Here is a 25,851-nt window from a genome sequence, read left to right on the forward strand (position 1 = left end):
TCAAATATTTGAAAAGAAAACCCTACACAGAAAATCATATATGGATATTATGATTATATTTTATGTAATTACATGTGAGATTCTAAACGATATTTACGTCCTTTCAGAGACAGTATGCCCTTGATTATTTGGTGTATAAAAATATATTAAACATATAGTACGTGAAATTTTTAAAGAACACTTTAGGAGGTTTTAAGTACATGGAAAATGTTGTTCTAATTATACGGATTTCAGATTTATTAAAATCTATGGATAAGATATTAGCTAATTCTAAGTCTGCAGAAAAAGTACATGAATTACTAAATACGTCAAAAACTAGAATTTATTGTTTTGTCTAATTCAATAAGCACGAATATCATCACATTCAGTATCTATATAGTTTAACTCTACAAATTGCACATCTTTTTGGCAATTTAACAATTCTATTTTATTCATATTGTTCCAATCAAATACTTCTGCATGAGAAACTAAGCATTTTGCTTTCACAGTAGTTGTAATTCTCAGAAGTTGTTCTCTATTCTGCCATGTTGATATAAGACATGGCATCTCTAGCTCAATTAAAACTTTTTCTCCTACGGTAAAAAAATTCATTACACTGGGTGCATCTGATTCAAAAATTTCACATTCTGTTGTTTTTGAAATGACTTCTGCCCAACCATTTAAATAGTCAATACCTTTTAGCATAATGGGCAGCTGCTCTATCATTTCAACTTTTTGTGTTATAACCTCCAATAATAAGGTTTCAGCTAAAATATCAATCTTTTCTTGTTCCAATATTAAATTCCCTCCTTAATCGACGAAACAAAGAAATATTTTCTATATTATATTATGAATTGATCTATAAAAGAAAAATAAATGAATGCTCTATACAATTCTATTTAACATAACGCATTATAATCGATAGCAAGAAAAAAACGGATCCCTCCTCTAAAAAGGAATCCACCCTTTCATCATGTACTTCTATACTTAATTTATTTTCTTTGCTCTTGCAACCTTCCACAAAGCCACAATTAGTATAAGGAGTGGTATTCCCTGAATGAAGAGAAATCCTCCCGAAAAATAAAGCACACGACTCACCCGCAAAATAAGCCCCATAATTAGCCGCCACACCTGCATAATCAGATATCCCACCTATAAGAAAAGCCGCTGGACTTGTGATTAGATTTATCCCTAAACAGACCATTATCGATGATAGGTTTTTAGTCTTAATTTTTGGTGAAACAGACAAGAAAAATAAGAATAACGCAGTGCCGTTTATAAGAAGTAGTGGTATTACATAATAAATCCCCATAATTCCCCTCCATGGCTTTAATTGTACCATCAGCAAGGATTGATTTGAACAAATAGGGTATTTATGTAAGTCAGATATAGTGTCTCATTATCAGTAACAAGAAAAAAAGCCCTGATCAGGGCTTTTTTTAAGATTACTATCATGAAATTTTTAATTGAAGAAAGACATGATTAGATTGATGCATCTTTTTTTTATGTCTGTTTTGTGAAATCATACAAAGCGATTGCACCTAAAAGAACAAGTATACCTCGAGGAGCATCTATCAAAATAGTTTCCCACATTTCTGGCATTGTCCATTTAATATCTGCTGTTGATGCAAGATATGATTGAAAATAACCGATTGAAAAATCAATTATACATAAAAATACAAATATTGTTAGACCAATTCGAATTAATTTCTTATTTGTAAACATATAACACCTCTCAAAACCCATTGGATATTTTTGATTTAAGGTTTTTTATATATAAAAATATTTATATATAATTTTAACATACAAAAAAACCCAAATAAATACAATATGCATATTTGCATATTGTAAACAGTATTCCATGATGGTTAAGAAATTCCTAAAAGTAAAAAAAGAGCCCACTAGGACTCCTTTTTATTTTAAATTTTAATAGTTAATTATAGCTTGTCCAGCCGGATACCAGGTTCCGTTATTTGCTAGGGCGAAACCATAGACAGTCTGACCAGAGCCTATTTTTTGTTTAACATTATTTAATGATTCATATCCATATGCCTGATAACCATTCCCGCTTTGTGGATATGCTACTGCTAATGTATTATAATTATTTGGATTCGAATAGCTATTTGTCCAAGCTATTTTTTGATAATACGTTGAAGTGAATGGATTTTCTAAGCCTTTTACAGCAAACTCAACAGTGCTCCCATAGACATTAACAGTAGTATACGCCGTACTTAAAGTATTTAAGTCTGCAACCTTTTCCTTACTTAAAGTTGGTGTGTTTTCTGCCGCCATCACACCGCCAGCTCCAGATAACATGACCCCAGTCGCTAATGCTCCAATTGCTAGTTTCTTTAACATAAAAAATCCCCCTTTAATAGTTTTATAGCTTGCACCTTCATCATACTTTTGATTTTCATTTATGTAAATATATTACAATTTTAGAAACATAAAACTATTTATTGCGAATGTTGAGTTAAGATATGTTGTCTGATAATAACAATAGATGGTTATTATCATATGAAAAAGTCCTACATTAAGTAGGACTAAATAGCCTTAGCAATCTCATAAATAACGGAATCATTTGCACCACTTTATAACCGATACCTGCCCTTGAAATTAGACTGAATCCTCGCTCCTGACTACCAACCATAATGAACAAACTACCACATAACGCTACAACGGATGCTATTGGGTATGACACCACTTTAATTAAGAATATAACCGGTTCAAACGCATTTACAATACGATTGTATAATTGGCCCTCTATATAATTCTTTATCTTTCCGTCGTTTGATTGGACATCTTTAAATACCTCATTCACATCCGGATTTTAACCATCAGCAAATACATGAGGAATATCTATAATATTGCTGAATATAATTACACTGCCAATCATAATTCTCATTCGCGCCGCCACGGGTGCGTATTTTTTGCATCCTTTTTGAACAAGCTCCACTTTTTCTTCGTGCCATAGTTACCATATGGATCATCTCCTTATTTTTAAATGTCCATTTTGTTCAATAAAAAAAGAACACTATAAAGTGCCCTAAGCTTCTGAGTATAAAATATACGACAATGCCTTGCCCGTTCTAATGGCGCAACCTAAAAGAGCTTTATAGCGGAATATATATAGCTCTCGGAAAAGGAATAAGTTGGTTGGCATTGACTCGATATTGTATGTTTGGGAATTCCTTATGTGCAATAAAAAAGCTCTATACCTATTTATAGAGCTCTTTAAGTGAATAACGGTGTATTTATATTGACCTGATATTATATGATAAAAGCCTCCTTATGTACAAACGAAAGAGAGCACTCCCCCAATAAGTGCTCTCCCTTGAAAAAATATAGGGGAACATGTTGGAAACCGTTCAGTGTCATTATATGATATTCTCATTCCCAACTATGCCTAAGTCATGTATTAAAGGGGGTTAATGTGTAATTTCTATACAACAAAGAAAAAAGCACCCGAATGGATGCTTAAATTAAACTTATTCATTATCAATATCTCTACTTTCATCATTAACTGATTTAGGGTCTAACATGATTCCTATATCCGGCGGCAAAATTAACTCTATACCAGCTACTGGTTGATTGTCCTCATTAAAATAATACTTCTTTATCTTATTCAATTCTTCATTTTTCTTATTTTCACTCATATTATCCCGCCTTTTATGTATGATATTAAAAACTTTTCTTAATATGTACATTGAGAAAGATAATATACTATTTTTCAACTCTCACACAACTTATAAAATTTTCACATAATAAAAGAACACCCATAATTGATAGGTGCTCTGATATATAAAGTGGTTTCCATCCACACATTCCAATATATGCTCGTCCATCTCGAAAGATGCAAACAAAAAAGCACCTAAATAGGTGCCTTTTCGAAACGTATAACGCGAGTAGCCCCCACCACTCTGTATGGTTCCGTTATCCATTAGGCCTTTAATAATTTGTGTTTCTTATTAGCCATCTTCTCTTTTGCTGCTTCAATGCTATTTACTAATTTCTTATGGTCCTGATCAAATTGAATCATTCCATCAAACATAGCTGGTGCTACTGCTTCTTCAACATAAGGAAGAAACAAATTGCTCCCATCTTCTCCGCTTTCTCCAGGTAATCCAATTGATGCTGTGCAATGTTCTTCAAATCAAAACGTGTATCTTTCTCTGTAGACTTCGCTTCAAATGCGATAGCTCGCTTATACACACCGTCATAGTCTACTGTACTTTTAGCTTCATAAAATTCATTTAGTACACGGCCACCTTTATTTAATACCTTCACAGGAGCCGGGCGCTTACTTATAAGCACCACTCCCCCTCTTTGATACATTTTTTTCATTCGCTAGATTGATAAGCATTCCAAATGCAATCCCACGGTTTCCTAGTCCCGTTGTTACTCCTCACTTTCTATTAAAAGGAGTATTTTGTTCAGTTGTCTCCATTACATACAATAAACGTGCTTCATGATATAATATTTTCATTTACATAAATTTACTATTTCATAAAAGGAGGTAACTATTATGAAAAAATGGATTATTGCTATCATATATTGTTCTCTTTTAACAACATTTTCTTATTTATCTATTAAAACTGTACTTTTATCCGCTACTACCTCTACTTCATTCCCAAATCTTCATTTCTTTGTTGGAATGTTCGGATTAACCTTTGCCATTTGGCTATTCGTATTTGGAATACGAAAATATATTTTGTTTGCCACGGAGGATGAAAAAGAACGCCGAAAACTTAAAACCATGTTTTCTATTATTTCAGTTTTATCTTGCTACGTTGCAACTCTGTTATTTTTTATTTAATTCAGCCTACAGTTTGTACATATACTATTTCTGCCCCTGAATAAAACTCAATATTCCGTCAATACTGTAAACAACCCATTTCGAACCATATTCCATTACCTGAGCAGTTAGCTTTTGCTAGCTGCTCTTTATTTGTACAAGGTACTCAATTGACTGGCGCACATATAATATTCTGAGTTCCTTTCTTTATAAAATAGTCGTTATAAAATGAGACTCGTCACGAGAGCACTTTACTAAGTGCTCTTTTTATATTCCAACTTAATACAAAATAAAATTTTTATTCTAATCTTCTCTAACATCTTCCTTAATGAAAAACGACTCACAGTTTGTATAAGCCAAGCATATATTTACTTAGACAAGACATAGTTTTTTACTGTACATGTACAATTTTTGTGCATGTTTTTTTGTTCAATACAATAACTATTTTATTAAAAATCCTTAATGAGCTACTCCTTAAAGTTTTGTAATATTAATGTCACTAAAATCAATTTTTCCACTATAAACTCTTTACTATAATTTTCCATATACACAAACAAGGAGAGTGTTATATGAAAAAATCATTAGTTATATCTGTATTACTCGCACTATTTTCTAGTTTTGCTATTGGATGCGAAAGATCACCTACTATAAATAGAATGGGAACCGAACAATATTATGTACAGATAACAAACAACGGTGAGATAAAAGGGAACCAACGATTCTATACTTTATCTACTTATAATAAGGATGGGATAGAAAAAACAGTTACATTTGGAAGTGTAAAACCTGGAAATAAACCTCTTAAAGAAAATGCCTTCATCCGCCTTTATGTCAACCAAAAATATGACAACAATACTGAGATAATCATAGAGAGTTGAACTACCCCCACTTTCACTTTGTTTAGAAGTGAGGGATTCCTAAGTAAAGAGTTCTATCGAACTCTAATTGATTAGGCTAATCCCGCAGTCCTTGCGGTTAGAAGCCTTATCGCTTCATTCTTTATATTGATACTTGCGTTAATATCCCTATCATGGTGTGTACGACAAGAAGGACAGTCCCATTCACGTAGGTTTAGATTTTTAACGTCTTTATTTTGATATCCACAACAAGAACATAATTGGCTGGAAGGAAATGTTTTCGATACGACAATGACTTGTTTTCCATACCATTTTGCTTTATATTCCAACATTGTTCGAAATTGTGACCATGATACCTCACTAATTGCTTTTGCTAACTTATGATTCTTTAACATATTCGATACTTGCAAATCCTCTATACCGATAACATCGTGATTTTTGATGATTTCAGTTGAGATTTTGTGCAAGTAATCTTTCCTAGCATTTGATATGTATTCATGAATTCTAGCTACCTTTACTCGTTGTTTATTCCAGCGAGAAGATCCTTTCATTCTTCTAGAAAGAACACGCTGCGCTTTCGCCACCTTATCTTCTAATAATCGAAAAAACTTCGGATTTTTATAGGGTTTACCATCTGACAAAATAGCGAAATCTTTTAGTCCTACATCTATTCCAATGTAAGAATGTGTTTTCGGAAGTTCTTGTACTTCTGTTTCAACTAATAGTGACACAAAATATCTGCCAGAAGGGTTTCGTCTAACAGTCGCATTTACAATACGTCCCTTTACTTCGCGGCTTTTGGCAAATCGAACAAGGCCTAGTTTCGGCAACTTTATTTTGTTCCCTACAACGGCAATGTTTTCATTTGTTTGTTTTGTGGTGTAAGATTGTACGTTATTCTTCTTGGATTTGAAACGCGGGGCACTATTTTGTTTTTTGAAAAATCGTGTATATGCATCCGCAAGGTTGCGAACAGACGACTGAATCGCAATACTATCCACTTCTTTGAGCCAAACAAACTCTTTCTTCATGGCAGGAAGTTTGGCAGAGCATGTACCATATGTTAAACCTTTTCCAGTCTCTTTGTATACGTGATCCCATAGGGATAGGAAATGATTGAATACAAAGCGAGAACAACCTATCGTTTTGTTAATTAGAATTGCTTGTGCTTGATTTGGATAGATACGAAACTTAAAGGCTTTATTAATTATCATTTAATTCACCTCCATTTCAGTATATGACTATTATATACCAAACGTACATTCGATAGGTAGTGGAGTAAAACTTTCTGTAAGTCGAACAATTAAGATGGCTTCCTGCCATCCCTTGTTCGAAGCCAATTCATCTCCCACCTACTCACTCGGCTGTGACCCTTCACGCTCCTTGAGGAAGGAGTCTTCTTGGCTAAAATGATAAAAACATAATAAAAAAGAGTGCGATTAAGATATGCACTCCTTCAAAAGAATTTACCACTCTCGATGGTCACCGTGATCATGATTACGATCGCGTTCATGATCACGTCTACGACGACACTCATCACAATCGCAGTCACGTCTACAATGACAGTTGTTAAAATCGTTTCTTCTGCGTCTACGACCGCATCCACAAAATACTAAATCATCCCAAAATCTATTACAATCTCGAGAATGTCCAAAATTATTATTCCATCCCATAGATATGATTCCCTCCTCTAAAAATTGAATTCATCATATTCTATGATTAAAAGTTAGAAATGGTTTGTTTACTAGTCTATGTTTCAGACTAATAATATTTCAATTTGCAAGTCTATCTGATCCCTAATCTTTCCTTAACAACAAACAAGACGCCACCCAGATTACGGCAAGCGCCTACGATAATTGCTATAAACTTAATCAAACTTATTTATCCTGACTTTATTTATTCCTTTGTTTCCATACCCCATTCTCTTTACGATAAGTATTCTTGCCATCCATGAAGTCAGCTGTATTACCCGGAATGCTATATTTCTTATTTTTTTTCTTAGCCTTCTTCTTCAGTCTCTTCTCTTTTTGAATAACTTGCAAATCTGCCTTCCATTGTTTCAACAAATCCTTTTCACGTCGCATCGAATTTGTACCCCTTGGATTAAAATGTGAACTAAATAATTAGATTCTACCTATTTATATAGAATCCTTTAATCCAAATGTCCATTTTATTCTACCCCTCGTTTAATATGTACCAATTTATGTTTTTCCTTCTATATAGACCAACGATATATTATAATTCTTTATATCTCCAAGGAGGTTTACCATGCTTAATTTCCATAAAATATTTCCCGTCTTAGGATTCTTTTGGTTTTTATACGGTTTTATTGGTCTCATATTTTTATTACTATTCCTTAGCGTATCGTAACAATGCGTATACATGTATGCTTAATGTGTAATTTCTATATAACAAAGAAAAAAGCACCCGTTATGGATGCTTTTGATTACTTATGCGCTTAATTTTCCAGTAATCTCTTCTGCTGTTAAATCGTATTGTTATTCCTCACTGTCTATAAAAATAATTAGTTCGTTAAGTTTAAATATGTAATATTGTATACTCTTTACTTTCAATTTCCATATATGCAATAATTTATTTATAAAAATACAAAATATTAGTAAGGATGATTTATATGAACAAATTCCGGAAGAAGATAATTAAATCCTTACAAACTTCTTGGGGATGCTTAGCATTTGGTGTATTAATATTTGCTATCTTCTTAATTATAGATCTAACAGATACACCTTTAAATACATTAAGTTGGAGAGATTGGCTAGGTTCTTCAGTAGGTGCAGCCATTGTATCTGTAGGAATGTTTACTTTAAGTAACTTGGATTTAAAATAATTTTTCCGTCAATACTATATGTAGGCTGTATGTCAAAACTCATTTGAAGTAATTTTCTTTGTATCTCCTTGTATGGAGCAGTTAACTTTTACTAACTGCTCTTTTAGTCGTGAGCATTATTGACAAGCTATCATATAATGTAGTCATGCCTTTCTTAAAATTAAGTTCGTCACTTGAATTATAAAAATGGGATTAAACCCTATAATCTTTTCAAGAATCAGCCATATTTTATTCCTGAAAAAGTGCTTTATTTTACTGAAAGGTGGTTCCGGAAACAACTGCCTTTTTGTTTATGACAAAAGGATTATTTTTTTCAAATGTTTACTACTAATGATCAATAAATATCTTATAATTATTATATACGAAATAATTTGTTTAGGAGCAGATAAAATGCCAGTTACACTAGAACTTATTCTTTTTATTCTTATAGCAATTAGTGCTGTTGGCTATTTGATAAAAGAATCTCAAAAAACTAAGAAAAGAACACTTGGAATTTCACTAGAACTTTTAGTTCTTTTCTGGTCAATATGGAGAATATCGACTATTATAATCCAAATTTCGGAATATAATCTCTCGTGAATAAAACCCAATATTCCGTCAATACTTTATATGACATTAGATTTTCTCCTTGTTCCCCCTTGGAGAACCGAGCAGTTAGCTTTTGCTGGCTGCTCTTTGTCTGTAAAAATACACTCAATTAACAAGAAACGCATATAATATTCTGTGTTCCTTTCTTTATAAAATAAAGTAGTCTTCACAAAATGGATCTCGTCACGAGAGCACTTAATAAAGTGCTCTTTTTTGGCTTTAAAATAAACAAAATGAAATTTTTATTTATTTTTCTTTCATATATAATATTTTAATATTTGTTTATGATATAGTTGTAACTTTTGTACAACATATAGCTGTATCCAGTGAAACTTCTAAAATTGTACAACCGAGCAATTAGCTACTTTAGCTAGCTGCCTTGTTATGTAAAATAAGGCATTTATAAAAAGCTTTCTCAACACCCAACCGATGGAATTCAATTACCTTTTATGGTAATCTATTGGTAATATCGTAAAAATCTATCGTTCCATTAACAGGACCCGTCCCCCTAATCGGGTCCTGTTAAATGTTCTCTATTAAAATGGTGTTTTGGTTCGACTATCGTCTTTACTTCCCCACGTCCTACAATTCAATATGCAATATTACATATTTGGTATATCAAATTTATAAACATGTAATAATTGCTTTATACAATGTTTATAATTATTATCGAAAGGAGAATACTACATGTCTTTCTTTTCGTGGTCTCCTCTTATTTTCTTAACAGTTGTTGCAATCATCATTTCTATTAAAAAGACTAAGAAACAATAGCTTTAAATAGTTACAATAAGTTATTTTTAGGAGGTGTAGTTATGTCATTTGCAGCATGGAGTGCAATTTTTATGACTTTAATCGGAGCAATGTCAGGAGTAATATTTGGTACAATTTCTTCTACAAGAAGTAAAAATATCAACTAAAAACCTACTAATAAAAATAAATTTTTATTTTAGTGACAGCTGATACAATCTTAATATTCTAGCTGTCATTTTCTATTCAAATAACTATTTTTTCACTTTTTTGATACATTTATGAAACATTTATATGTTATCTTCAGTATGTTCTTTTCTTTTCATAAATTGTGTGAATTATACCTACACAAGAAGCTCTAGATCCCTAAATCTAGGGCTCCTTCGTTTAAATAAATATTTTTTTCAATTCGATGTATAGACAACTATATATTTAAATGTTAAAATATTATTGTGATTCCTGCATGGTTTCACATACGACTTTTTTTCTTCGGTTATGGGGTTCTTACGTAATAGTAAGAGCCATTTTTTTATTCCAATAAGTTTTTTGTTAAAAATTTACACACACGTACTTTTCGATATATAATTAAATTATCAATATATTAGGAGTGTTAAGTATGTCAGGAACAATAATGATTTTGTTATATATTTGTTTCGGAATGAGTGTCGTTTTTAGCTTAATAAGGGAATTTCGAAAACCACAGAAAAACCAGTTCTTAATTTTAGTTGATTCTTTAATTTTGCTAGGAGCTCTATTCCTAGTAGGTAGTATCTTCATCTAAATCAATAGCTACGTAACTCGGCACCATTAAGATTTCTTTACCGCATACACTACATTTAGGATTTCCATATGCAGAAATCCCTTTAATAATTTCAATTTCTAATAAATCCATGTCTGTGTTATCAAATACTTCAATCACATGTAAAAGTTACGTAAAGATTGCTATGATTTAAGCCTTCCACCCCAGAAACGTTATATAATGAAATTGCAAACATTAGGTTTTTACCTTTCTGTACGACATAATTCTTTGCTAGGAGCAAATCCTAGCCTTTTTTATTTCACCCTCCGTTGATTCGAAGACCAGATTCCCTCTTTCAATTACATTAGCTTGCATGCTAGGCTCTTTAGGGAATTCAATGTAATCAACAAGTACACTATCTTCAGTTCCAAGAATTACGCGTCTTACCACTACGCGGGCTTAGCTGCAATTCATATCCTGGTGGAATCTCCAAAGCTAATCCCATTTGTACAACCTTTGTATGGCCCGGCCATATAATCGTGTCCTCTGCTGCTACAAAATCAAAACCAGCACCACCAGACTTTGCATATCTTGGTAACTCCACATCTTTTATAGATTTTCCGAACAGGAAACCCCACTACGGTGCGATAGCACCCACTTTAGGAATGGGATGAGAGTGAGGTCAAATGCGATGTACAAATAAAACACCGAAGGTACGTTCTCTACATCAAGAATTTGAATTGGTATCATTTTCATAATAGGCAAATAAAAGTCTCTAAAACAATCTTGTTCTCTGAAAACAGAATACATAGGAGGTTGAAGTAACAAATTCTTCTACTCCGTAAAATGTATTGAGTCGTCAAGCACAAGACGCTAAAACACATTTGAGAACTCACAATCTGACTCGTTTGGTAATAGAGAATGAGTGCCGTATCTGCTATATGCACTGGATAGGGAGTGTTGATGGCACACCGCAATCTTGCACGTCAGCGATACTAGAAATAGACTTCGCCTTTGGTAGTAAAAATCCCACTGACATTAGTCAGCTTGTGGCTTTAGCCGTGGGAGTGTCAATTACCTCCCTTTGCTTTGATTAATAATTGAGTCACTTTGTAAACATCATGTTGTATTTCCATCATTCTTGATACACTCCTTTAATTAGATTCCACAACTCTTGTTCAGTCATCTCATAAAGTTGTCGACCAGTCTTTTCCTCTTTATAAATTCCTTTTTGTAGTAAAACATCGATATAGATTTGTTTCCTGTCCATGTTGCCTCCTAGCTACTTTTCTTCTTAGGTCTCCTTATAGGTGTAGTTGCTGCCCTTTGTGGACTCCATCCTCCTTTTAATACTCTTTTACTAAATGTGCTATATGAAATACCGTTCTCTTCAGCTAAATTGACCATATCTTCCATTGTTGCTCTTAATTTCTTTACAGGCTTTTTTGCTGCTTCCTCTGGTGACATCCCTTTATAAACACGAGTTAAAAATGTTTTCTTTTTAACCCCATTTTCTAATGCTATTCTTAACCACTTTTGTTCCCTAAATTGATATTTCCGAGGCGGTGTATTAATTGCCTTACCAACATCCCATCCCATTTGATACACCCTACGATATAACATGTTATAGCCAATGCCGTTCTTCTCGGCTGCTTGATAATCTTCCTTTTCTAGCCATCTATTTATCATCATGGCGCTATGCCTCCTAATCCAAATTCATAATCTCCTCTAAAGTTCTATCTGAAATATGGGTGGTAATGATTTGTATGTTCCCGTATTTCTTTTTAGCCATTTCTATAGCTGCGCCCTCGGACTTCGCGTCAAACCAACGGAGCTTCCATTTCTCGTCTTTATCGTAAAACTCTACTGAATACGTCATAATGCTATTACGTTTCAAAAACTTATCCGCTGTACTTGTTGCAGTATAATCAAAACTTCCGACTACATCCTCTAGTGTTAGTTGTTTCATGCTCCTAACCCCATTGGGCGCGATTTGATTTTGTTCTTATCTGCCTGATCCATGATTAATGCGGCGATTTCTAGTTGATGCCTTCCTAGCTCTTTTGCTATTTCGAGAATACCTTTATCCTCATCCCACATTTTTCTTAATTGAATCACTTCACTTTCATCAAACACTAAGTCTAATTCTTCTAAAGCGATATATAAGTTACGACGCGATTTCTTCATGTACCTTTCCTGTTGCAACGCCATTATGTAATTCTCCTTTTCCAAATCCGTTCCAAGTCGTGGCATCCCATTTCCCCTCCAGTTATAATTGATGAATTTCCCTTAGCTCCGCCATAACAGCATGACGTCTTCTATCCACTTCTTCAGGACTGCGATTCCCCGCTTCGCAAATACAAGGTACAAATTGAAAGCAGCCATTACCCATATCGTTCTTAATTATTCCCGTTCCGTTACATGCACACATTTTAATTCCCCCTTTAAAACTGATAATGTCTTTCTTCTGTAATACTTTGTTTCTTTGAAAGTAATCGTTCTGAAGTTATTGAGAATCCGCGATACAATCCGTTCATCATAAGCACCCTCTAAACACACTCCTGTAAGGTTTGTTGTAAATATAGTAGATTGAACCTTACTATTTTGTTTGATCTATTTTTAACTTGTTGTAATTCCTTTTTATAAGTAACCCTTGCTTCTCAAGTTTGTTTATTATCCTTCGTAATGTAGCAGAAGACCATAAAGGAAATTGCTTAAGCCATTCATCGTAACTGTTATAGCCTTCATTGAAATTCTTTAATTTATTTACCAATAATGAACTTGTTGTAAAATATCGCTTCATTTAATACAACTGTTTTATTAATCCTAATAAAACGATTAATGGTTGTTAATGTATAAGTAATTTGCTCATTTAGTTCACTTTCTTCATCCAACACTCATAACTCACATTGTCCTCCATGCCAGTAAACCGAACCTTTTCTCTCCCTCTGAACTTACCTTCATGATAAAAGGTTCTTTCTGCCCTATATATTCGTTTAATTGGCGTTACATAGTCATAACCTCGTTTTTCTAAATCACGAACTGCTATTAACATCTCCTTCATAGACCCACGCCTTACAGGTATCTTAAACATCACGCATTCGCCCTTTCGCATACCGCTATGTTGCCTTTAACCCACTTTGTTGATTTCTTAAGTACTTCTTCTGCTTGTTTTAATGTCAATTCGACAATTTCTTTAATACTTAATTGTCCTTTAATCATGTCTTCATCTACTTTTCGACGAGTAGCTAATTTTTTTATGTTTAATTTAATTGCACTAACTTGTTGGGCATTAATTATTTCCTCTTGGATTTCTAGTAAATCTTCACTCGCATAGATTTATAAACCTAATCCGTGAATTGCAATTGCTTTTACTAAGCACCGCTGGATACTTGTGTTAATGTCAAAGCTGTTACGCTCTGCAATCGCTTGTTTTGATTGTTTAATAGTGGATGACTTTGACTTAGTGATTTTCTTGTACAGTTAATTCCCCCCTACAAAGTAACCACAATCTGTTTTGAGGTAAGGCCCTCCATTAAATCGTTTTACTTCCCATATTGCTGTTGGATCTACTTTTTAACTGCCCATGATAAGTAGTTAAAACGCCCCTTCTTTTCAACATGTTCCGTGCAATCTATTTAAGCTAATTTAGAAAAGTAATTTTCAGTTGTCATATGAATTTCCCCTTTTTAAAATGGTGCTATTTCCGTTTGTTTACTAGCTTCATACACTTGCATAAGTGCTTGTAATCCATATTCGTAAGCTACAACCATTGATGCAGCGTTAGGCTCTTTGCTTTGCTTATATCGTTCAACCAAATTCATTAAAATTTGAATTTCAGCTTCAATTTTGGTTTGTAGTCCCACCTTATTCACCTGCCACTTTCTCTGTAGAATGAGACATTACATATTGCGTAATGCACTCTGTTTCTGCGTGTAAGTAATCACCACCAAAATCTAAGTAACTTTCACCGAAGTATATTTCTCCATTGCAACCTTCACATTCTTCAATAAAGTCTCTTGCTGATGAGTCATGATGATTACCGTAAGTAATTGGATTTTCAATCATATTTCATTCCTCCTTATTTACTGAGAGAAAACGTATGTTATAATATATGTAGCTAATTTTAGGGAATATTTTCTCTACAACGCTCGTTGCCATCGAGCGTTTTTTCATTTTTAATAGATAACTACCTAACAATCTGTTAAAATTTAGTTACCGATATGTGTAACAACTGGCCTGTGCTTCTGTACGGGCTTTTTTGATGCTTTCAGGCATCGTAATACTTTGGAACCAGTCTATTAGGTGGGGCCCCTATTAGATTACCGAATATTACGAAAAGCAAGAGCTTGTCTTATTCACTCTGTAAAAACGCTATTACAAACATAATCCCTTTTGGCTCCTATGGATTATCAACTTTTTTCATAATTTTTATCTTTGTTTTTTTATATTCATAATTTCGTAACATCTTTATATAATGTTTTAATAGATTTTATGTTAAACTTATAACATTCCAAGAAGTCCTTTACTTTTAGAATCGACAATTCTTCAATACCCTTAGTCTTGCCCTACATCCCCTGTAGGGCTTTTATCATTAGCTAGAGTGATATACCTCAACCTTATCAGTGCTGTTATGCACAACTCTAGTTCTTAAATCCCTTATGATCCACAAGACTTTCTTTTGTTCATATTCACCATCTTGTTACCATCCCATTTTTTGTCCCAGACATCTATTTATTCGGTGTACCAGGTATTCCAATAAACATATTACTGACGACACGATTACCAGTGATAATGTGCTTTCCTCCATCATTTACATCGCCGCCCTATCCATTTCTGAAATAATTCCACCTTTCGTTAGTATTTCATGAATATTTTATTTCCAACGAGAATTCATTTTCAATGATCTTCTACCATCCGTATGCACTACATCAACCGTTTTCGATCTTGTATAACCTCTGTTTTGGTGTTTGGAGTACAGTAACCATTGATTATTCACTTTGTACTGCACTTTTTCTTCTTTCAGGATTTTATTAAGCTTCATCGCTGATAATCCGTAATCCGCTGCAACTTGTGAGACTGTTACAGTATCTTGTGATTGAAGAATTTGGTCTAGGTATGTAAACTTTGATGCGTTTTCTGCAATCTGTTGTGTTAACATGAGCCAATCTGAATTCATTAACGCACTAGGACTAAAAAGTAAATCTGCTGTATCTATGTGGGAGAACGAAGAAATATATAAATGTCCATTGAGAAAAACTTCTCTAGATATAGCTAAACTCGCAAATGTATTCGTTTCTTATGTATTAAGTGAATCCGAAGAGAAGAATCCTAAATTAACAGCTAAGGATGACTTAGAACAAGTAATGATAGATATCCGATCTAAGAATTCTGATAAACAAAAAGAACTTATTGAAATGATAAAACAACTAGTTAAAATAGCAGGCGATTGATAGCGTTAAATGCTACCGATCGCCTCTTTTATTTTCAAAAGAATTTCATAAGACTCAGCATCCCCATTATGAGCCGCATTAAAGATTCCTTGTAGATTACTTTCAACTTCAATTAACTCTTTTTCGATTATATTTTGAAATTTAGTTAATCCCCCTATAAACAGCGAATACGATTGCCCCATTAAGAGACAATCGCATTCAATCTATTTATATCGGACCCTTAACCAGAAAATTATCCCATTCCTGTCCCTGGGTCCATTCTAAGCATAATTTGAGTTTGAGCATCCTTTGCTACTTGCATTGGTGAAAAATGGAGGATTTATCTAATATCCATCGGTAAATTCTTATCACTTTCCCATTGAGAGTTATGGCTCTCTTTTTTTATTTTCGCTCGACAAAATATGACGATATAGTTGTAACTGGATTTTTTATGCTTGCATTAAATCTTACATTTTAAAAGGCAGGAAAATCATGGAAAAAAATAAAAAAGAGAAACAGCCAAGCGAATTAGAACTCGCTAAACAAGCTATAGCTGCTAAGTATCAAAAAGAATATGGAATCACTCCTATTATTGTAACTGTTACTCTTAGGGGGATTAAAACAGGATACGCTGCAGTTTCAAAAGAACATATCCAAACATTTACTTACGATAAAGACGCCAAAGATGTAGTAAGTATATCTACACATCACTTCAGTAACTATACAGATGTATTTATTGATCATTACGCTATTAAATCCAACTTTGAATTCAAAGGAATTAAAGATACATTTACATTTATTCCAAATGGTTCCGGAAAAGAAATAGAAAGCTTAATTAAAAGTTATACAGATATTGAGATACATAAAACTGAACGTAAATGGTACCAAAAAGTACTCGGGTTCCGATCTGATAATAAAGTAAAAATGGCTATCGCTTCTTTAATTTACCTGGTCATTGTTGTTTCTATATTCAATACGGTTACCGGAAAGAAAGAAGAACCGAAACAAGAAGTAAAACTTGCTGTCACTACAAAAACTGCCCCTGTAAAGGAAGAAAAGAAAGTTGAACCGAAGCCAGTAGAACAACCAGTTGATAAGAAACAAGATAAAATTAATAAATTTAAAGATGATACTCAAAAAAGATTAACGGAAACCTATAAGAAAATTGATGGTGTTAATCCTACAGTATCTATTAGTGAAGATGGAAAACTAATCACTCTTGCTTTCGATCTAGATTCATACGCAAAATATGATAAGGTCGATAAAGAATTGTCTGTGTCCACTTTCAAAACATCTGCTGGACCATACGAAAGGTATAGAGATACAGCATTCAGAGCTTATGGAAAAGAAGCCAATATCGCTAACAAAGATGAGATTGTAGTTAAAATTATAGATTCATCTAATAATCAAGTGGTAATTGATGATGTAAGGGATTATAAGGAAGAACCAAAACCAAAAACTACTCCTGAAAGTAAGCCAGAGGAACAACCAAAACAACCAGAAAAAAATAATGTAGTGTATGAAAATTGTACACAAGTGAAAAAAGCCGGTAAGGCTCCGATTAAACAAGGGGAACCTGGATATAGTAGTAAATTAGACAAAGATGGCGATGGGATCGCTTGTGATAGGTAAAAGGCACTCGAAAGAGTGCTTTTATTATTTCTCAAGAAACAGTATACATAAATATGGTAAAATTATATTTACGAGATACAAATTATTAAAATTAAGATGGTTCAAGTCGGAGGAAGGCACCTTAGGGTGTCTTTTCTTCTGGTTATTGTTTTATTTATAAAGTACTTGAATTCAAAAAAGACATAGAATAGAACTTAATATGATAATCCCAATAAATCGATAATATCAATGACCTTCTTATTTTCTACCCTACAATAAAGCTTTGTACCCTTGCGCTCGATCATTACCATATTACCTTTAGTTAGTTTGCGTAAATGTTGTAAAATCATAGGTTCCGAAATATGCGTCGCAGCGTTCAACTGGGAAACTGTCAAGGTCCCACTTACAATCAATTCACGTACAATTAATAAACGACTTAAACTGCCTAATAATTCTAAGATTTCAGCACCACTTTCATAATTACTAGAATTCATATTGAAATCGCCCAACATACTATTCATCTCCCTAATATTGATACAAATACTAGCTCAAATAGCTTAACATAAAAATCGGAGGTATTATCCTAATAATTTCTATAAAAATGTAAAAATTTCAAGTTTTGATAGTTCAAGTCGAAGGTAGGCACCTTAGTGCGCCTTTTCTTTATTATAAAAACCCCCCAAGCATTCATACACTTGAGGGCTTATCAATTGAAATGTAGGGCTGTTTGGAGTTCCTTAACCAATTAATAGAGCTGCAGCAAACGCTGGAATTGGCACAGGGATCTCGATACTTTCTACAACTAAGAAGTATTGTCCACTTACTACTTTAAAACAAACTAATTGCATTAATTAAGAGGTTTAGTGCACTACTTCTTAGAAGTTGATCTTGTAGCGCTCTTTCTCGTAATTCACTATGTTTTCCAAAGAAAAAAGTGAAAGACAAGGTGATGAATACATTTGCAAAATGACAAAACTGTAAGAATACACGAATGTTTGTAAGAAAGTTCGATGTTTTCCTTTTTCTTTTTTTATTATAGTGAAAAAGAAGAACGAAATATTCTCTTATGTAGGAAAGGAAGATAATAATGATTGACTTATTAAATAAATGGATGTTAGAAAGTACAGGCAATTTCAATATCGTTGTAGGACTTACAGCACTTCTATTTTTTGGTTCAGTAATTGCACTTATTATTATTTACAAAAAAATTGGTAAACGAGATGAAAGAACAAATCCTATTTATTTTAAAATTATTTCTTGTATGTTTACTACTCAAATTCTAATGAATTGCATATTTATTTCTTTAGTTGGTAAAGATATTGAGAATTCCCGTCAAATCTTCATATTATTTGAAGGTTTTGTATTTTTTATTGGAGCTATTTATTCGTTTAAATTATATAGACAGGAATATAAATAATTCACTTGCAAGAAACAATAAAAAAACAGTAGTGTATAAAATTCACTACTGTTTTTTTATTATGTATCTTCGAATGTAAACTTTTGAATACTAGTCTACTTTCTATCATTTTCCAAGAATTACATGTAGAAATTACAACATTTCTTATTTCAAACCGAAATTACGTGATAATTCTTCATCATGAGAAGCAACAGCCTCTGCAGTTTTATTAAGCTGCATATTAATTTCTTGTAATAGCTGTGCAAAGTTTTGTACTTTTGGCTTTAATTCATTGAACTGTTGGTCAAAACCTTCAAATGCACGGCCTTCCCATTCTCCTCTTAATTCATTTTGTAAGTTTTGTAGTTGACGTAAAATGTCCTCAATTTGATTTGCACTTTGTCCATATCGAGTCGCTTTCGATTTAAGCTCCTCTGGTGACATACGAATTTGTCCAGCCATTTTTATCTCCCCTTTAGTACATAATGAGTAAAATGCGCATTTGGTTAATTTTACTAAATATATTATAATGCATTGTTAAAAACTTACAAATATTTTATTTTTCCTATAATAAAAAACAAGAGTAATCACAAAGACTACTCTTGTTTCTTTTCCTTCTCTTCTTTTTCAATTTCAGATACCGACTTTTCAGGGTCTTTTATAAGTTTTCCAAGTTCCCCAGAACGCCCCAATTTTCTTTCAAAAGTATCATTATCATCAAGACCAGCATCAAACCATAATTCTCGATTATCATTTATATATCCTTTTATGTGAGGAACTCCCATAGGGCTTATTTTATGTTCTATAAACGTAATAGATTTTACATCTTGAATATTATAATGAATATACTTTTCTATTCTTGCCTCTTGTACTTTCCAAAACCTTTCTTCTTTTTCTTTTTGTTTTAAGTATTCCATTGTAAAATACCCTCCTGCTATGATCACCACAGCAGATACAACCAAAATCATTACTTTCTTCATTGGAAATCTCCTTATAAAAAGCCTACCAATGTATTCTTCTTAAAATGGGATAGAGAAGACAAGAATAGTGCAAAGACTACTCTTGTTTCTTTTTCTTCTCTTCTTTTTCAATTTCAGATACGGACTTTGCTGGTTTTTTCATGTAGTTATCATATAGTTCTCCAGAACATCCAAATTTACTTTCAAAGTCCTTTGTAGTACTAATACTAGCATTAAACCACAATTCCTTATCATCATTTATATATCCTTTTATATAAGGAATACCCATTGGATTTACTTTATGTTCTGTAAATGTGATAGATTTCACGTTTTTAACATTATGATGAATATACTTTTCTACTCGTGCTCCTTGTCGTTTCCAAAATTGTTCTTCTTTTTCTTTTTGTTTTAAGTATTCCATTGTAAAATACCCTCCTGCTATGATCACCACAGCAGATACAACCAAAATCATTACTTTCTTCATTAGAAAATCTCCTTATAAAAAACCTACCAATGGATTCTTCTTAAAATGAGACAGAGAAGAAAAGAGTAGTACAAAGACTACTCTTGTTGTTTTTCTTTCTCCTCCTTTTCAATTTCAGATACTGATTTTTTAGGGTTTTTTATTAGTTTTCCAAGTTCTCCAGAACGTGTGAAATCATCTTCGAAATTTTCTGTAGTACTAATATAAGCTATAAAATACAATTCTTCATTATTGTTTATATAACCTTTTAATCTGGGAACACCCATTGGACTTACACTGTGTTCTTTAAATGTAATCGATTTTACATCTTGAATATTGTAATGAATATACTTTTCTACTCGTGCCTCTTGTGCCTTCCAAAACTTTTCTTCTTTTTCTTTTTGTTTTAAGTATTCCATAGTAAAATATCCTCCTGCTATAATACAAATAATGGATAAAATAATTACCAATTTCTTTTTCATTTAAAATCCCCTTGTATTTGAATATAGTTAAAATATACCATGAAATGAGTTGGAACATATGAGTGAGTTTAAAAAGAACACAATTGCGACAGATGAAGATTATTTCAAATTAGCAGATCATGTTTATGATGACGAAGTTTTAAAAAAAGGTACAGAAATAGAAGGTGTTGATGGAAAAACTTGGATAGTTATAGAATCAATAGATGCAGATTATCAAAAAGTAAAAAATGGATTAGAAGCTATCGCAGTAGTACCAGCAAACAAATATGATGAAAATGCAACACATTATGATGAAATAATCCTAGCATTTCGTGGGACAGAGCCTAACCAATTAGCAGATTTCGAAACAGATATCGATCAGATTACGTTTGGAATTAAAACACATTCTAAAGTAATTACTCCAAGTAACAGTCAAACTATAAAACCTGATTCTGAAACATCATTTGATACTGGATTAAAATGGGCAAAAAATGACATCGTAGCAAAATATAACCCTTCTTCTCTTCATACCACTGGACATAGTAAAGGTGGTGCAGAAGCAGACCTTATCGCTGCAGAATTAGATTGTTATGCAACTACATGGGCTGCACCGAATCCCTATCGTATACTAAGTCCTGAAGCAAAAAAACGAGTAGATAAAGGGGAAATGGAAAATAAGGCTACAGATTATACACATGAGAATGACCCAATTGGTAACCATACTCAATTCGGTGCACCTCTAATTGGTAAGCAATTTACAGTAAGACAGAATGATACAAAAGAAGGATTTTTTACACGTTTAACTATGGAAGGACACGGCAGAGATACATTCAGGGGATCCTTTCATTCAAATGGAAGTCCCATATTAAAATTAGAACCTGAAGACATTATAAGACAAGCAAAAAAAATTCAAACACTCAGCAATCGATTATCAGATATCGCAAAAAATATAGAAGAGTTTCAAAGAAACGAAGCTGAAGCAGTTCAAAAGTTAAAAAATCAATTAAAACATGAAACAGGGCCAGGTGGAAGATATCATTTATTAGAAGAACACGAAGTAGATGAAGCCATCTCACAAATTGCTAAAATTAAAAAAGGTGGAAATGACTATTTTCATGACGCAAACCTAGCAGAAGAATTAATCCATCTTTTAAAAAAAGAACAAAAGAGTTTAAGCCGATTCGGAGATGATATTAGTGATGCAGCAAATTCACTAAGAGATAAAGACAATCAATTAGCAGGGAATTTTCAGTTTAGATAAGGAGATAATTATATGATGGATTTTATGGGGGAAATTAAAAAGATAGAAAAGCAAATCGAAAGTGCTGCAGGAGATTTAGCAAATCAGGTTGTTGATGAATTACAAGCTGCTAAAAAACAAATTGAAAAAGAAATGCAGCGTATGATGTTAAAAACAGAGGTAGAGTTTAAATCAATAGATATTATAAAAGAAGATACATATGCTCTTCAAAAAAACATAGGGATATTTCACGATTTACAAACAAATACAAGAGATATAGCATCAGAACTAGAGAGAAGTTTCGAAAGTAAAACTGGTAGTAAAATAAATGAAACATTAAAAAAATATGAAAAACAAATTAACAACAAAATTTTTAATGAGCATGTTCACTTGGCAAACAGTTGCGGAAAAAAATAAGGGAAATAGAAAAAAAGTCCTCTTAATATAGGACTCTTTTTTGTTATTCCTGAAAGTAAACTTTTGAATATTAGTTTACTTTCAAATCCTCTAGAACATTGCGCCCCAAACCAATTCCCTTGATATCATCAAAAATGATAAAAAAGTATACATTCAAAACGCTGTAAATAACCAAGAAAAAGCAAAACTCTACATTCTAGCATTAACTTCTCCTGTGCCTGCAGCAAGGTATGTAATAAAGAAAATGAAATCATAAAATGTAGTTATCAGGTCGGAGGAAGACAATTTAGGGTGTCTTTTCTTTATGCATAAAAAAGCCTTATCTTCCTATAAAAAAGATAAGACCTTTATATACTACCTATTATCCGATTCATCAATTTTATTATAAACACATTTAGCTTCTCCAAAAAGACCGCCAGTGTCCCATTCGCCACCATAATGAGCACATCCTAAAGGATCACGATCGTCTCGTATACTTGGATGTGTATTTGGTTCATAGTCATTATTTATAATACTCCCAACAATAAATACCCCTCCGATTACAAATACCACAGCAACGATTAAGAGTGTTTTCCCATTAGGACCGGTAACAATGTCATTTACAACTTCTTTTGCTTCTTGCTGAGTTTCACCTTTTGAAAATAATGAAAGAATAATAGAGATTATAAATATGAAAAATAACACTATTATAAATACCATGACTTATGTCCCCTCTCAAATATATATGCACTATTAATTAACCAATAATATCCTTATTCATTATATCAGCTAGGGTACACGGGAATATAATAAATTATCTTTATAATTTAATTTATTAATCAAAACGGCATTTATACAGGATAGTTCAAGTCGGAGGAAGGCACCTTTGGGTGTCTTTTCTTTTGTACATTAAAAAACCTCAACATCCAATGGTGAGGTTCTTATGTATATTATTCAGTATCTTGTTTTCTCTAATACTTTCTTCTTGATTGAACATCTATTGATTCATAAGCAAATAACCAAAAATCATCACAGAAATTACAAGTCCCGTAGCAGCACCTAATAGCATTTGCCCCTCACTATCAGTCCAAAATTCTTTTAAATCGGCTTTTGCCTGTTTCCTATTTTCACCTGTTGAAAATAGATAGCGAATAGAATATATAACTAGTAAAAAGAATGACAGGATTATATCTATCATAACTTATGTATCTCCCTAATATATGTGCGTTATTAATTAATCAATAATTTCCTTATATATTATATCAACTAGGGTACATGGAATTATAACGTATTATTTTTTATAATTTAATGTATTAATTGGAACGATATTAATACAGGATAGTCCAAGTCGGCGAAAGGCACCCCCTGGGTGTCTTTTCTTTTTAAAATATATAAGCGCACCATCCCTTTCCTAATAGAGGCCTCCCCTTCATGCCTCCTTACAGGGAGAATAATAAGACTTTTTATATTTACCCAATTACCGAGCTCTCAAATGTTTTAAATAGTTACAATACATGTATTACTTCAATAACATATGATTATTCTTAAGAATGTCATTGATATGTACCAATAGATGTTAGTGCAGCAAAATGAATTGTGTTATGATGTGAGCAAATATAAAGCTATCTAACGGAGGGATTCACATGCCGCATGTTGTGTTTCGTGGAATTACTATTGAACAATTAAAAAGCATTAGCAAGCCATTAATAGAAGAGCTTGCAGAGATTTGTGAGTGTGGTACGAATAATTTTACGTTGGAACTACCAAGTTCTACGTTTGTATTCAATGGAGTAGAAATAGAAGCGTTTCCTCTTATTGAAGTGAAATGGTTTGAGCGTGGACAGGAAATTCGTGATCGATTTGCCAAGGCCATTACTACATATATAATGGATTTAGGACTTCCAGAAGTAGAGGTTGTATTTACGGTTTTCACAGAATCAGCGTATTATATTAACGGGAAGCATTGTGCAAGTTAGAGCTATTTGAAAGATTTTTGTAACCTTTATAAGGAGTAGAACCACATTGCCATCAAGCTAAGAAACGCAAATATCTAAAAACAAAAAAACAAACTCAATTCTCATAGACAACTAACTGTGAAAAGATAAATTTTTTGTTTTTGGGGACATCAAAATTTTAGCTTGATGGATATGTATGGTGACCCCTAATGGCTGCTATATCAATACCCCAATGATCAACCAGAGACATGAATTGTAATATGCCAACTCGCCTAAAGAATTGGAGTAATATTGCTGGCCATGTCCCTAATTACATTTCCAAACTCTGTAAAAAGTTGTTTATCTACTTTTTAGCTTCATCACTCATTTCAGTGATATGAGTCCAATATTTCATTGTAATGGGATTGTATTCTACCCTAACTGTGACATTCTTTTGAGCATCTGTATTTACATATCCTTCAATCGTTAGGGCATGAATCGCATTTGATGGTCTATTTTCTTTTTTATAGGAACTCGTATGCTTGTCAAAGGCTTTTTCAACAATTGTTAAATCGAAGTTATATTCATTTTTCATATACTGAATCGCTTTCAATTCGGAAATATTACGGATATTCATTTCTTCCTCTGGTGTAAGAGCCAACTGCTTTTCTAATTCTACGGCATGTTGGTTATCTTTAGATAGATTTAGAGCTCTTGTATTTTCTTCCGAATTATAATCTACCAGCCACTTTTTATCTTTGTAGTACGCTTCGACAGAGGATTTGCATGAAAATCCGCTCTTTCCTTCATTTTGTGCATCACAGCTAGCTAACTCAAAATGAATATTTATTTTGGAATATTCCGGACTTCCTGTACCTTCATTCGCTTGCATCCTACTTTCCTTTGTCACATATGTAATCTTTATAGGACCATTAGTTTTTTCAACCTCATGTTTTACTTTTTCTTCAACACGTTGTTCCTGGACCTGTTTCGCGAAAATGTAGTTCTCCTCATAAAAATGATACATTGCTAAAGGAACAAATAAAGCAATCCCTAAAACGATACAAGAAAGTGCATAATAAGCCAACATTCGCTCTGTAGTATATATACGGAAACAGGCAAGCACAACACGAATATATACTAAAGGCAAAGCGATATAAAAAATAGGTACTGAAAAGTAAAATGTAAAGGCTGTAATTAGAAAAATCCCCCCGAGTAACTCGATATATCGCGGAATACCTATACTGTATGCTGCTAAAATCAAAAACCAAATGTAACTTGTTGATACAAGAAAAGCAATTCTATAATACTTCTTACTTTTTATGTTTTTCTCTTCCATTTCCCCACCATCTTTGCAAAACTAAAACTCTACTATCGCTTACAACTTAAAATAAATGCTTACTTACATT

34 protein-coding genes and 9 pseudogenes are annotated in these 25,851 nt (G+C 32.9%); 10 read left to right on the plus strand and 33 right to left on the minus strand.

Going from position 1 to position 25,851, the window contains the following annotated elements:
• Positions 1 to 339 precede the first annotated feature (339 nt).
• From ACTFRY_RS27880 to ACTFRY_RS27910, 7 genes and pseudogenes are all read right to left on the minus strand, one after another.
• A complete protein-coding gene (locus tag ACTFRY_RS27880; RefSeq protein ID WP_071732324.1) occupies positions 340 to 774 on the minus strand; it encodes a hypothetical protein in 435 nt (144 codons plus the stop codon).
• Positions 775 to 966: 192 nt separating this feature from the next.
• Positions 967 to 1,291: pseudogene (locus tag ACTFRY_RS27885) on the minus strand (hypothetical protein).
• Positions 1,292 to 1,482: 191 nt separating this feature from the next.
• Positions 1,483 to 1,725: a DUF3937 family protein gene (locus ACTFRY_RS27890; RefSeq protein ID WP_098616336.1), complete on the minus strand. Its 243-nt coding sequence runs from the start codon at positions 1,723 to 1,725 to the stop codon at positions 1,483 to 1,485.
• Positions 1,726 to 1,905: 180 nt separating this feature from the next.
• Positions 1,906 to 2,337, minus strand: coding sequence for a hypothetical protein (locus tag ACTFRY_RS27895; protein WP_000914195.1), 432 nt, complete (start codon positions 2,335 to 2,337; stop codon positions 1,906 to 1,908).
• Positions 2,338 to 2,512: 175 nt separating this feature from the next.
• A pseudogene (locus ACTFRY_RS27900) lies at positions 2,513 to 2,958 on the minus strand (hypothetical protein); the annotation flags it as partial.
• Positions 2,959 to 3,467: 509 nt separating this feature from the next.
• The gene (locus tag ACTFRY_RS27905; protein WP_001293569.1) at positions 3,468 to 3,635 is read right to left on the minus strand and encodes a hypothetical protein; all 168 of its coding nucleotides are present in this window, start codon (positions 3,633 to 3,635) and stop codon (positions 3,468 to 3,470) included.
• A gap of 284 nt (positions 3,636 to 3,919) precedes the next feature.
• Positions 3,920 to 4,342 (minus strand): annotated as a pseudogene (locus ACTFRY_RS27910) (Holliday junction resolvase RecU).
• Positions 4,343 to 4,504: 162 nt separating this feature from the next.
• On the opposite strand from ACTFRY_RS27910, the gene ACTFRY_RS27915 reads away from it, so the two are divergent.
• Positions 4,505 to 4,795, plus strand: coding sequence for a hypothetical protein (locus ACTFRY_RS27915; RefSeq protein ID WP_098616337.1), 291 nt, complete (start codon positions 4,505 to 4,507; stop codon positions 4,793 to 4,795).
• Positions 4,796 to 5,343: 548 nt separating this feature from the next.
• Positions 5,344 to 5,652, plus strand: coding sequence for a DUF1093 domain-containing protein (locus ACTFRY_RS27920; protein ID WP_025118345.1), 309 nt, complete (start codon positions 5,344 to 5,346; stop codon positions 5,650 to 5,652).
• Positions 5,653 to 5,723: 71 nt separating this feature from the next.
• On the opposite strand, the gene tnpB is transcribed toward ACTFRY_RS27920, so the two are convergent.
• The 3 genes from tnpB to ACTFRY_RS27935 all read right to left on the minus strand — a co-directional run bounded on the left by tnpB (position 5,724) and on the right by ACTFRY_RS27935 (position 7,715).
• Positions 5,724 to 6,845 carry an IS200/IS605 family element RNA-guided endonuclease TnpB gene (tnpB, locus tag ACTFRY_RS27925; RefSeq protein WP_000586182.1) on the minus strand — a complete coding sequence of 374 codons (1,122 nt, stop codon included), beginning with the start codon at positions 6,843 to 6,845 and terminating at the stop codon, positions 5,724 to 5,726.
• A gap of 252 nt (positions 6,846 to 7,097) precedes the next feature.
• Entirely contained in the window at positions 7,098 to 7,304 is a 207-nt protein-coding gene (locus ACTFRY_RS27930; protein ID WP_002094308.1) for a hypothetical protein, read from the minus strand.
• 219 nt (positions 7,305 to 7,523) lie between these two features.
• Positions 7,524 to 7,715, minus strand: a complete 192-nt coding sequence (locus ACTFRY_RS27935; protein ID WP_001250605.1) for a hypothetical protein — start codon at positions 7,713 to 7,715, stop codon at positions 7,524 to 7,526.
• Positions 7,716 to 8,263: 548 nt separating this feature from the next.
• Here ACTFRY_RS27935 and ACTFRY_RS27940 point away from each other — a divergent pair.
• Both ACTFRY_RS27940 and ACTFRY_RS27945 read left to right on the plus strand, forming a co-directional pair.
• Positions 8,264 to 8,476 carry a hypothetical protein gene (locus tag ACTFRY_RS27940; protein ID WP_001032093.1) on the plus strand — a complete coding sequence of 71 codons (213 nt, stop codon included), beginning with the start codon at positions 8,264 to 8,266 and terminating at the stop codon, positions 8,474 to 8,476.
• 390 nt (positions 8,477 to 8,866) lie between these two features.
• On the plus strand, positions 8,867 to 9,055 hold the full coding sequence (locus ACTFRY_RS27945; RefSeq protein ID WP_001145518.1) for a hypothetical protein: 189 nt from the start codon (positions 8,867 to 8,869) through the stop codon (positions 9,053 to 9,055).
• Between the two features lie 1,513 nt (positions 9,056 to 10,568).
• Here ACTFRY_RS27945 and ACTFRY_RS27950 read toward each other — a convergent pair.
• From ACTFRY_RS27950 to ACTFRY_RS28010, 13 genes and pseudogenes are all read right to left on the minus strand, one after another.
• Positions 10,569 to 10,730, minus strand: a complete 162-nt coding sequence (locus ACTFRY_RS27950; RefSeq protein ID WP_017658163.1) for a hypothetical protein — start codon at positions 10,728 to 10,730, stop codon at positions 10,569 to 10,571.
• Positions 10,731 to 10,889: 159 nt separating this feature from the next.
• Positions 10,890 to 11,178: pseudogene (locus ACTFRY_RS27955) on the minus strand (dUTP diphosphatase); the annotation flags it as partial.
• 507 nt (positions 11,179 to 11,685) lie between these two features.
• The gene (locus ACTFRY_RS27960; protein WP_000375383.1) at positions 11,686 to 11,820 is read right to left on the minus strand and encodes a Fur-regulated basic protein FbpA; all 135 of its coding nucleotides are present in this window, start codon (positions 11,818 to 11,820) and stop codon (positions 11,686 to 11,688) included.
• A gap of 8 nt (positions 11,821 to 11,828) precedes the next feature.
• Positions 11,829 to 12,242 (minus strand): hypothetical protein, encoded by a 414-nt coding sequence (locus tag ACTFRY_RS27965; protein ID WP_000973344.1) that lies wholly within the window; start codon positions 12,240 to 12,242, stop codon positions 11,829 to 11,831.
• Between the two features lie 13 nt (positions 12,243 to 12,255).
• Positions 12,256 to 12,519: a hypothetical protein gene (locus ACTFRY_RS27970; protein ID WP_000811968.1), complete on the minus strand. Its 264-nt coding sequence runs from the start codon at positions 12,517 to 12,519 to the stop codon at positions 12,256 to 12,258.
• Entirely contained in the window at positions 12,516 to 12,803 is a 288-nt protein-coding gene (locus ACTFRY_RS27975) for a hypothetical protein (protein WP_031313036.1), read from the minus strand. The genes ACTFRY_RS27970 and ACTFRY_RS27975 overlap by 4 nt, the downstream gene beginning before the upstream one ends.
• Positions 12,718 to 12,981 (minus strand): annotated as a pseudogene (locus ACTFRY_RS27980) (hypothetical protein). The gene ACTFRY_RS27975 and the pseudogene ACTFRY_RS27980 overlap by 86 nt, the downstream one beginning before the upstream one ends.
• Positions 12,954 to 13,142 (minus strand): annotated as a pseudogene (locus ACTFRY_RS27985) (hypothetical protein); the annotation flags it as partial. The pseudogenes ACTFRY_RS27980 and ACTFRY_RS27985, both read right to left, overlap by 28 nt.
• A gap of 280 nt (positions 13,143 to 13,422) precedes the next feature.
• Positions 13,423 to 13,644 carry a hypothetical protein gene (locus ACTFRY_RS27990; RefSeq protein WP_000472844.1) on the minus strand — a complete coding sequence of 74 codons (222 nt, stop codon included), beginning with the start codon at positions 13,642 to 13,644 and terminating at the stop codon, positions 13,423 to 13,425.
• Positions 13,644 to 14,188: pseudogene (locus tag ACTFRY_RS27995) on the minus strand (Sak single strand annealing protein). The gene ACTFRY_RS27990 and the pseudogene ACTFRY_RS27995 overlap by 1 nt, the downstream one beginning before the upstream one ends.
• Positions 14,189 to 14,239: 51 nt before the next feature.
• The gene (locus tag ACTFRY_RS28000; RefSeq protein WP_000524193.1) at positions 14,240 to 14,416 is read right to left on the minus strand and encodes a hypothetical protein; all 177 of its coding nucleotides are present in this window, start codon (positions 14,414 to 14,416) and stop codon (positions 14,240 to 14,242) included.
• A 1-nt stretch (position 14,417) separates the two neighbouring features.
• Complete coding sequence (locus ACTFRY_RS28005; RefSeq protein WP_000572097.1) at positions 14,418 to 14,618, minus strand: hypothetical protein; 201 nt, start codon at positions 14,616 to 14,618, stop codon at positions 14,418 to 14,420.
• 745 nt (positions 14,619 to 15,363) lie between these two features.
• Positions 15,364 to 15,714: pseudogene (locus ACTFRY_RS28010) on the minus strand (phage antirepressor KilAC domain-containing protein); the annotation flags it as partial.
• On the opposite strand from ACTFRY_RS28010, the gene ACTFRY_RS28015 reads away from it, so the two are divergent.
• The gene (locus ACTFRY_RS28015; RefSeq protein ID WP_074593313.1) at positions 15,710 to 16,003 is read left to right on the plus strand and encodes a transcriptional regulator; all 294 of its coding nucleotides are present in this window, start codon (positions 15,710 to 15,712) and stop codon (positions 16,001 to 16,003) included. The pseudogene ACTFRY_RS28010 and the gene ACTFRY_RS28015 sit on opposite strands and share 5 nt — an antisense overlap.
• A gap of 5 nt (positions 16,004 to 16,008) precedes the next feature.
• Here ACTFRY_RS28015 and ACTFRY_RS28020 read toward each other — a convergent pair whose 3' ends face one another.
• Entirely contained in the window at positions 16,009 to 16,185 is a 177-nt protein-coding gene (locus tag ACTFRY_RS28020; RefSeq protein WP_170966146.1) for a hypothetical protein, read from the minus strand.
• Between the two features lie 289 nt (positions 16,186 to 16,474).
• Here ACTFRY_RS28020 and ACTFRY_RS28025 point away from each other — a divergent pair, with 289 nt between their 5' ends.
• Positions 16,475 to 17,614 carry an excalibur calcium-binding domain-containing protein gene (locus tag ACTFRY_RS28025; protein WP_240853392.1) on the plus strand — a complete coding sequence of 380 codons (1,140 nt, stop codon included), beginning with the start codon at positions 16,475 to 16,477 and terminating at the stop codon, positions 17,612 to 17,614.
• A 194-nt stretch (positions 17,615 to 17,808) separates the two neighbouring features.
• Here the strand turns inward: ACTFRY_RS28025 and ACTFRY_RS28030 are convergent, their stop codons facing one another.
• Together ACTFRY_RS28030 and ACTFRY_RS28035 are read right to left on the minus strand one after the other, a co-directional pair.
• Positions 17,809 to 18,105, minus strand: coding sequence for an ArsR family transcriptional regulator (locus tag ACTFRY_RS28030; protein WP_000900155.1), 297 nt, complete (start codon positions 18,103 to 18,105; stop codon positions 17,809 to 17,811).
• A 319-nt stretch (positions 18,106 to 18,424) separates the two neighbouring features.
• A pseudogene (locus ACTFRY_RS28035) lies at positions 18,425 to 18,538 on the minus strand (transposase); the annotation flags it as partial.
• Between the two features lie 142 nt (positions 18,539 to 18,680).
• On the opposite strand from ACTFRY_RS28035, the gene ACTFRY_RS28040 reads away from it, so the two are divergent.
• Positions 18,681 to 19,010: a 6-aminohexanoate hydrolase gene (locus ACTFRY_RS28040; protein WP_098617048.1), complete on the plus strand. Its 330-nt coding sequence runs from the start codon at positions 18,681 to 18,683 to the stop codon at positions 19,008 to 19,010.
• 144 nt (positions 19,011 to 19,154) lie between these two features.
• Here the strand turns inward: ACTFRY_RS28040 and ACTFRY_RS28045 are convergent, their stop codons facing one another.
• From ACTFRY_RS28045 to ACTFRY_RS28060, 4 genes are all read right to left on the minus strand, one after another.
• On the minus strand, positions 19,155 to 19,451 hold the full coding sequence (locus tag ACTFRY_RS28045) for a WXG100 family type VII secretion target (RefSeq protein ID WP_000918604.1): 297 nt from the start codon (positions 19,449 to 19,451) through the stop codon (positions 19,155 to 19,157).
• 134 nt (positions 19,452 to 19,585) lie between these two features.
• On the minus strand, positions 19,586 to 19,969 hold the full coding sequence (locus tag ACTFRY_RS28050) for a DUF1433 domain-containing protein (RefSeq protein ID WP_098617049.1): 384 nt from the start codon (positions 19,967 to 19,969) through the stop codon (positions 19,586 to 19,588).
• Positions 19,970 to 20,045: 76 nt separating this feature from the next.
• Positions 20,046 to 20,432, minus strand: coding sequence for a DUF1433 domain-containing protein (locus ACTFRY_RS28055; RefSeq protein ID WP_098617050.1), 387 nt, complete (start codon positions 20,430 to 20,432; stop codon positions 20,046 to 20,048).
• 77 nt (positions 20,433 to 20,509) lie between these two features.
• Positions 20,510 to 20,893, minus strand: coding sequence for a DUF1433 domain-containing protein (locus tag ACTFRY_RS28060; RefSeq protein WP_000728336.1), 384 nt, complete (start codon positions 20,891 to 20,893; stop codon positions 20,510 to 20,512).
• Positions 20,894 to 20,951: 58 nt separating this feature from the next.
• Between ACTFRY_RS28060 and ACTFRY_RS28065 the strand changes: the two genes are divergently transcribed.
• Both ACTFRY_RS28065 and ACTFRY_RS28070 read left to right on the plus strand, forming a co-directional pair.
• Positions 20,952 to 22,133 carry a cytoplasmic protein gene (locus tag ACTFRY_RS28065; protein WP_098617051.1) on the plus strand — a complete coding sequence of 394 codons (1,182 nt, stop codon included), beginning with the start codon at positions 20,952 to 20,954 and terminating at the stop codon, positions 22,131 to 22,133.
• A gap of 12 nt (positions 22,134 to 22,145) precedes the next feature.
• Complete coding sequence (locus ACTFRY_RS28070) at positions 22,146 to 22,529, plus strand: hypothetical protein (RefSeq protein ID WP_074593305.1); 384 nt, start codon at positions 22,146 to 22,148, stop codon at positions 22,527 to 22,529.
• A 354-nt stretch (positions 22,530 to 22,883) separates the two neighbouring features.
• Here the strand turns inward: ACTFRY_RS28070 and ACTFRY_RS28075 are convergent, their stop codons facing one another.
• Positions 22,884 to 23,228 carry a hypothetical protein gene (locus ACTFRY_RS28075; RefSeq protein WP_098284972.1) on the minus strand — a complete coding sequence of 115 codons (345 nt, stop codon included), beginning with the start codon at positions 23,226 to 23,228 and terminating at the stop codon, positions 22,884 to 22,886.
• Positions 23,229 to 23,505: 277 nt separating this feature from the next.
• Positions 23,506 to 23,706, minus strand: coding sequence for a hypothetical protein (locus tag ACTFRY_RS28080; RefSeq protein ID WP_098617052.1), 201 nt, complete (start codon positions 23,704 to 23,706; stop codon positions 23,506 to 23,508).
• A 445-nt stretch (positions 23,707 to 24,151) separates the two neighbouring features.
• Between ACTFRY_RS28080 and ACTFRY_RS28085 the strand changes: the two genes are divergently transcribed.
• Positions 24,152 to 24,484 (plus strand): DUF1904 family protein, encoded by a 333-nt coding sequence (locus ACTFRY_RS28085; protein WP_074593307.1) that lies wholly within the window; start codon positions 24,152 to 24,154, stop codon positions 24,482 to 24,484.
• A gap of 322 nt (positions 24,485 to 24,806) precedes the next feature.
• Here ACTFRY_RS28085 and ACTFRY_RS28090 read toward each other — a convergent pair whose 3' ends face one another.
• Positions 24,807 to 25,781, minus strand: a complete 975-nt coding sequence (locus ACTFRY_RS28090) for a hypothetical protein (protein ID WP_098617053.1) — start codon at positions 25,779 to 25,781, stop codon at positions 24,807 to 24,809.
• Between the last annotated feature and the right edge of the window lie 70 nt (positions 25,782 to 25,851).

This window comes from Bacillus cereus group sp. MYBK195-1 (assembly GCF_051916605.1).
In the GTDB taxonomy this organism is placed as follows: Bacteria; Bacillota; Bacilli; order Bacillales; family Bacillaceae_G; genus Bacillus_A; species Bacillus_A cereus.

What these genes read in the sequence shown, in the direction of transcription:
- ACTFRY_RS27895 (WP_000914195.1), bottom strand. Translation starts at nt 2,337, where the DNA reads ATGTTAAAGAAACTAGCAATTGGAGCATTAGCGACTGGGGTCATGTTA.
- ACTFRY_RS27990 (WP_000472844.1), bottom strand. Translation starts at nt 13,644, where the DNA reads ATGTTTAAGATACCTGTAAGGCGTGGGTCTATGAAGGAGATGTTAATA.
- ACTFRY_RS27915 (WP_098616337.1), top strand. Translation starts at nt 4,505, where the DNA reads ATGAAAAAATGGATTATTGCTATCATATATTGTTCTCTTTTAACAACA.
- ACTFRY_RS27920 (WP_025118345.1), top strand. Translation starts at nt 5,344, where the DNA reads ATGAAAAAATCATTAGTTATATCTGTATTACTCGCACTATTTTCTAGT.
- ACTFRY_RS28065 (WP_098617051.1), top strand. Translation starts at nt 20,952, where the DNA reads ATGAGTGAGTTTAAAAAGAACACAATTGCGACAGATGAAGATTATTTC.
- ACTFRY_RS27975 (WP_031313036.1), bottom strand. Translation starts at nt 12,803, where the DNA reads ATGCCACGACTTGGAACGGATTTGGAAAAGGAGAATTACATAATGGCG.
- ACTFRY_RS27965 (WP_000973344.1), bottom strand. Translation starts at nt 12,242, where the DNA reads ATGATGATAAATAGATGGCTAGAAAAGGAAGATTATCAAGCAGCCGAG.
- ACTFRY_RS28060 (WP_000728336.1), bottom strand. Translation starts at nt 20,893, where the DNA reads ATGAAAAAGAAATTGGTAATTATTTTATCCATTATTTGTATTATAGCA.
- ACTFRY_RS27970 (WP_000811968.1), bottom strand. Translation starts at nt 12,519, where the DNA reads ATGAAACAACTAACACTAGAGGATGTAGTCGGAAGTTTTGATTATACT.
- tnpB (WP_000586182.1), bottom strand. Translation starts at nt 6,845, where the DNA reads ATGATAATTAATAAAGCCTTTAAGTTTCGTATCTATCCAAATCAAGCA.
- ACTFRY_RS28075 (WP_098284972.1), bottom strand. Translation starts at nt 23,228, where the DNA reads ATGGTATTTATAATAGTGTTATTTTTCATATTTATAATCTCTATTATT.
- ACTFRY_RS27960 (WP_000375383.1), bottom strand. Translation starts at nt 11,820, where the DNA reads ATGGACAGGAAACAAATCTATATCGATGTTTTACTACAAAAAGGAATT.
- ACTFRY_RS28090 (WP_098617053.1), bottom strand. Translation starts at nt 25,781, where the DNA reads ATGGAAGAGAAAAACATAAAAAGTAAGAAGTATTATAGAATTGCTTTT.
- ACTFRY_RS27940 (WP_001032093.1), top strand. Translation starts at nt 8,264, where the DNA reads ATGAACAAATTCCGGAAGAAGATAATTAAATCCTTACAAACTTCTTGG.
- ACTFRY_RS27930 (WP_002094308.1), bottom strand. Translation starts at nt 7,304, where the DNA reads ATGGGATGGAATAATAATTTTGGACATTCTCGAGATTGTAATAGATTT.
- ACTFRY_RS27945 (WP_001145518.1), top strand. Translation starts at nt 8,867, where the DNA reads ATGCCAGTTACACTAGAACTTATTCTTTTTATTCTTATAGCAATTAGT.
- ACTFRY_RS28055 (WP_098617050.1), bottom strand. Translation starts at nt 20,432, where the DNA reads ATGAAGAAAGTAATGATTTTGGTTGTATCTGCTGTGGTGATCATAGCA.
- ACTFRY_RS28025 (WP_240853392.1), top strand. Translation starts at nt 16,475, where the DNA reads ATGGAAAAAAATAAAAAAGAGAAACAGCCAAGCGAATTAGAACTCGCT.
- ACTFRY_RS28085 (WP_074593307.1), top strand. Translation starts at nt 24,152, where the DNA reads ATGCCGCATGTTGTGTTTCGTGGAATTACTATTGAACAATTAAAAAGC.
- ACTFRY_RS28015 (WP_074593313.1), top strand. Translation starts at nt 15,710, where the DNA reads ATGAGCCAATCTGAATTCATTAACGCACTAGGACTAAAAAGTAAATCT.
- ACTFRY_RS27905 (WP_001293569.1), bottom strand. Translation starts at nt 3,635, where the DNA reads ATGAGTGAAAATAAGAAAAATGAAGAATTGAATAAGATAAAGAAGTAT.
- ACTFRY_RS28050 (WP_098617049.1), bottom strand. Translation starts at nt 19,969, where the DNA reads ATGAAGAAAGTAATGATTTTGGTTGTATCTGCTGTGGTGATCATAGCA.
- ACTFRY_RS28020 (WP_170966146.1), bottom strand. Translation starts at nt 16,185, where the DNA reads ATGGGGCAATCGTATTCGCTGTTTATAGGGGGATTAACTAAATTTCAA.
- ACTFRY_RS28045 (WP_000918604.1), bottom strand. Translation starts at nt 19,451, where the DNA reads ATGGCTGGACAAATTCGTATGTCACCAGAGGAGCTTAAATCGAAAGCG.
- ACTFRY_RS28070 (WP_074593305.1), top strand. Translation starts at nt 22,146, where the DNA reads ATGATGGATTTTATGGGGGAAATTAAAAAGATAGAAAAGCAAATCGAA.
- ACTFRY_RS28030 (WP_000900155.1), bottom strand. Translation starts at nt 18,105, where the DNA reads ATGTTGGGCGATTTCAATATGAATTCTAGTAATTATGAAAGTGGTGCT.
- ACTFRY_RS28080 (WP_098617052.1), bottom strand. Translation starts at nt 23,706, where the DNA reads ATGATAGATATAATCCTGTCATTCTTTTTACTAGTTATATATTCTATT.
- ACTFRY_RS28040 (WP_098617048.1), top strand. Translation starts at nt 18,681, where the DNA reads ATGATTGACTTATTAAATAAATGGATGTTAGAAAGTACAGGCAATTTC.
- ACTFRY_RS27890 (WP_098616336.1), bottom strand. Translation starts at nt 1,725, where the DNA reads ATGGGTTTTGAGAGGTGTTATATGTTTACAAATAAGAAATTAATTCGA.
- ACTFRY_RS28005 (WP_000572097.1), bottom strand. Translation starts at nt 14,618, where the DNA reads ATGATTGAAAATCCAATTACTTACGGTAATCATCATGACTCATCAGCA.
- ACTFRY_RS27935 (WP_001250605.1), bottom strand. Translation starts at nt 7,715, where the DNA reads ATGCGACGTGAAAAGGATTTGTTGAAACAATGGAAGGCAGATTTGCAA.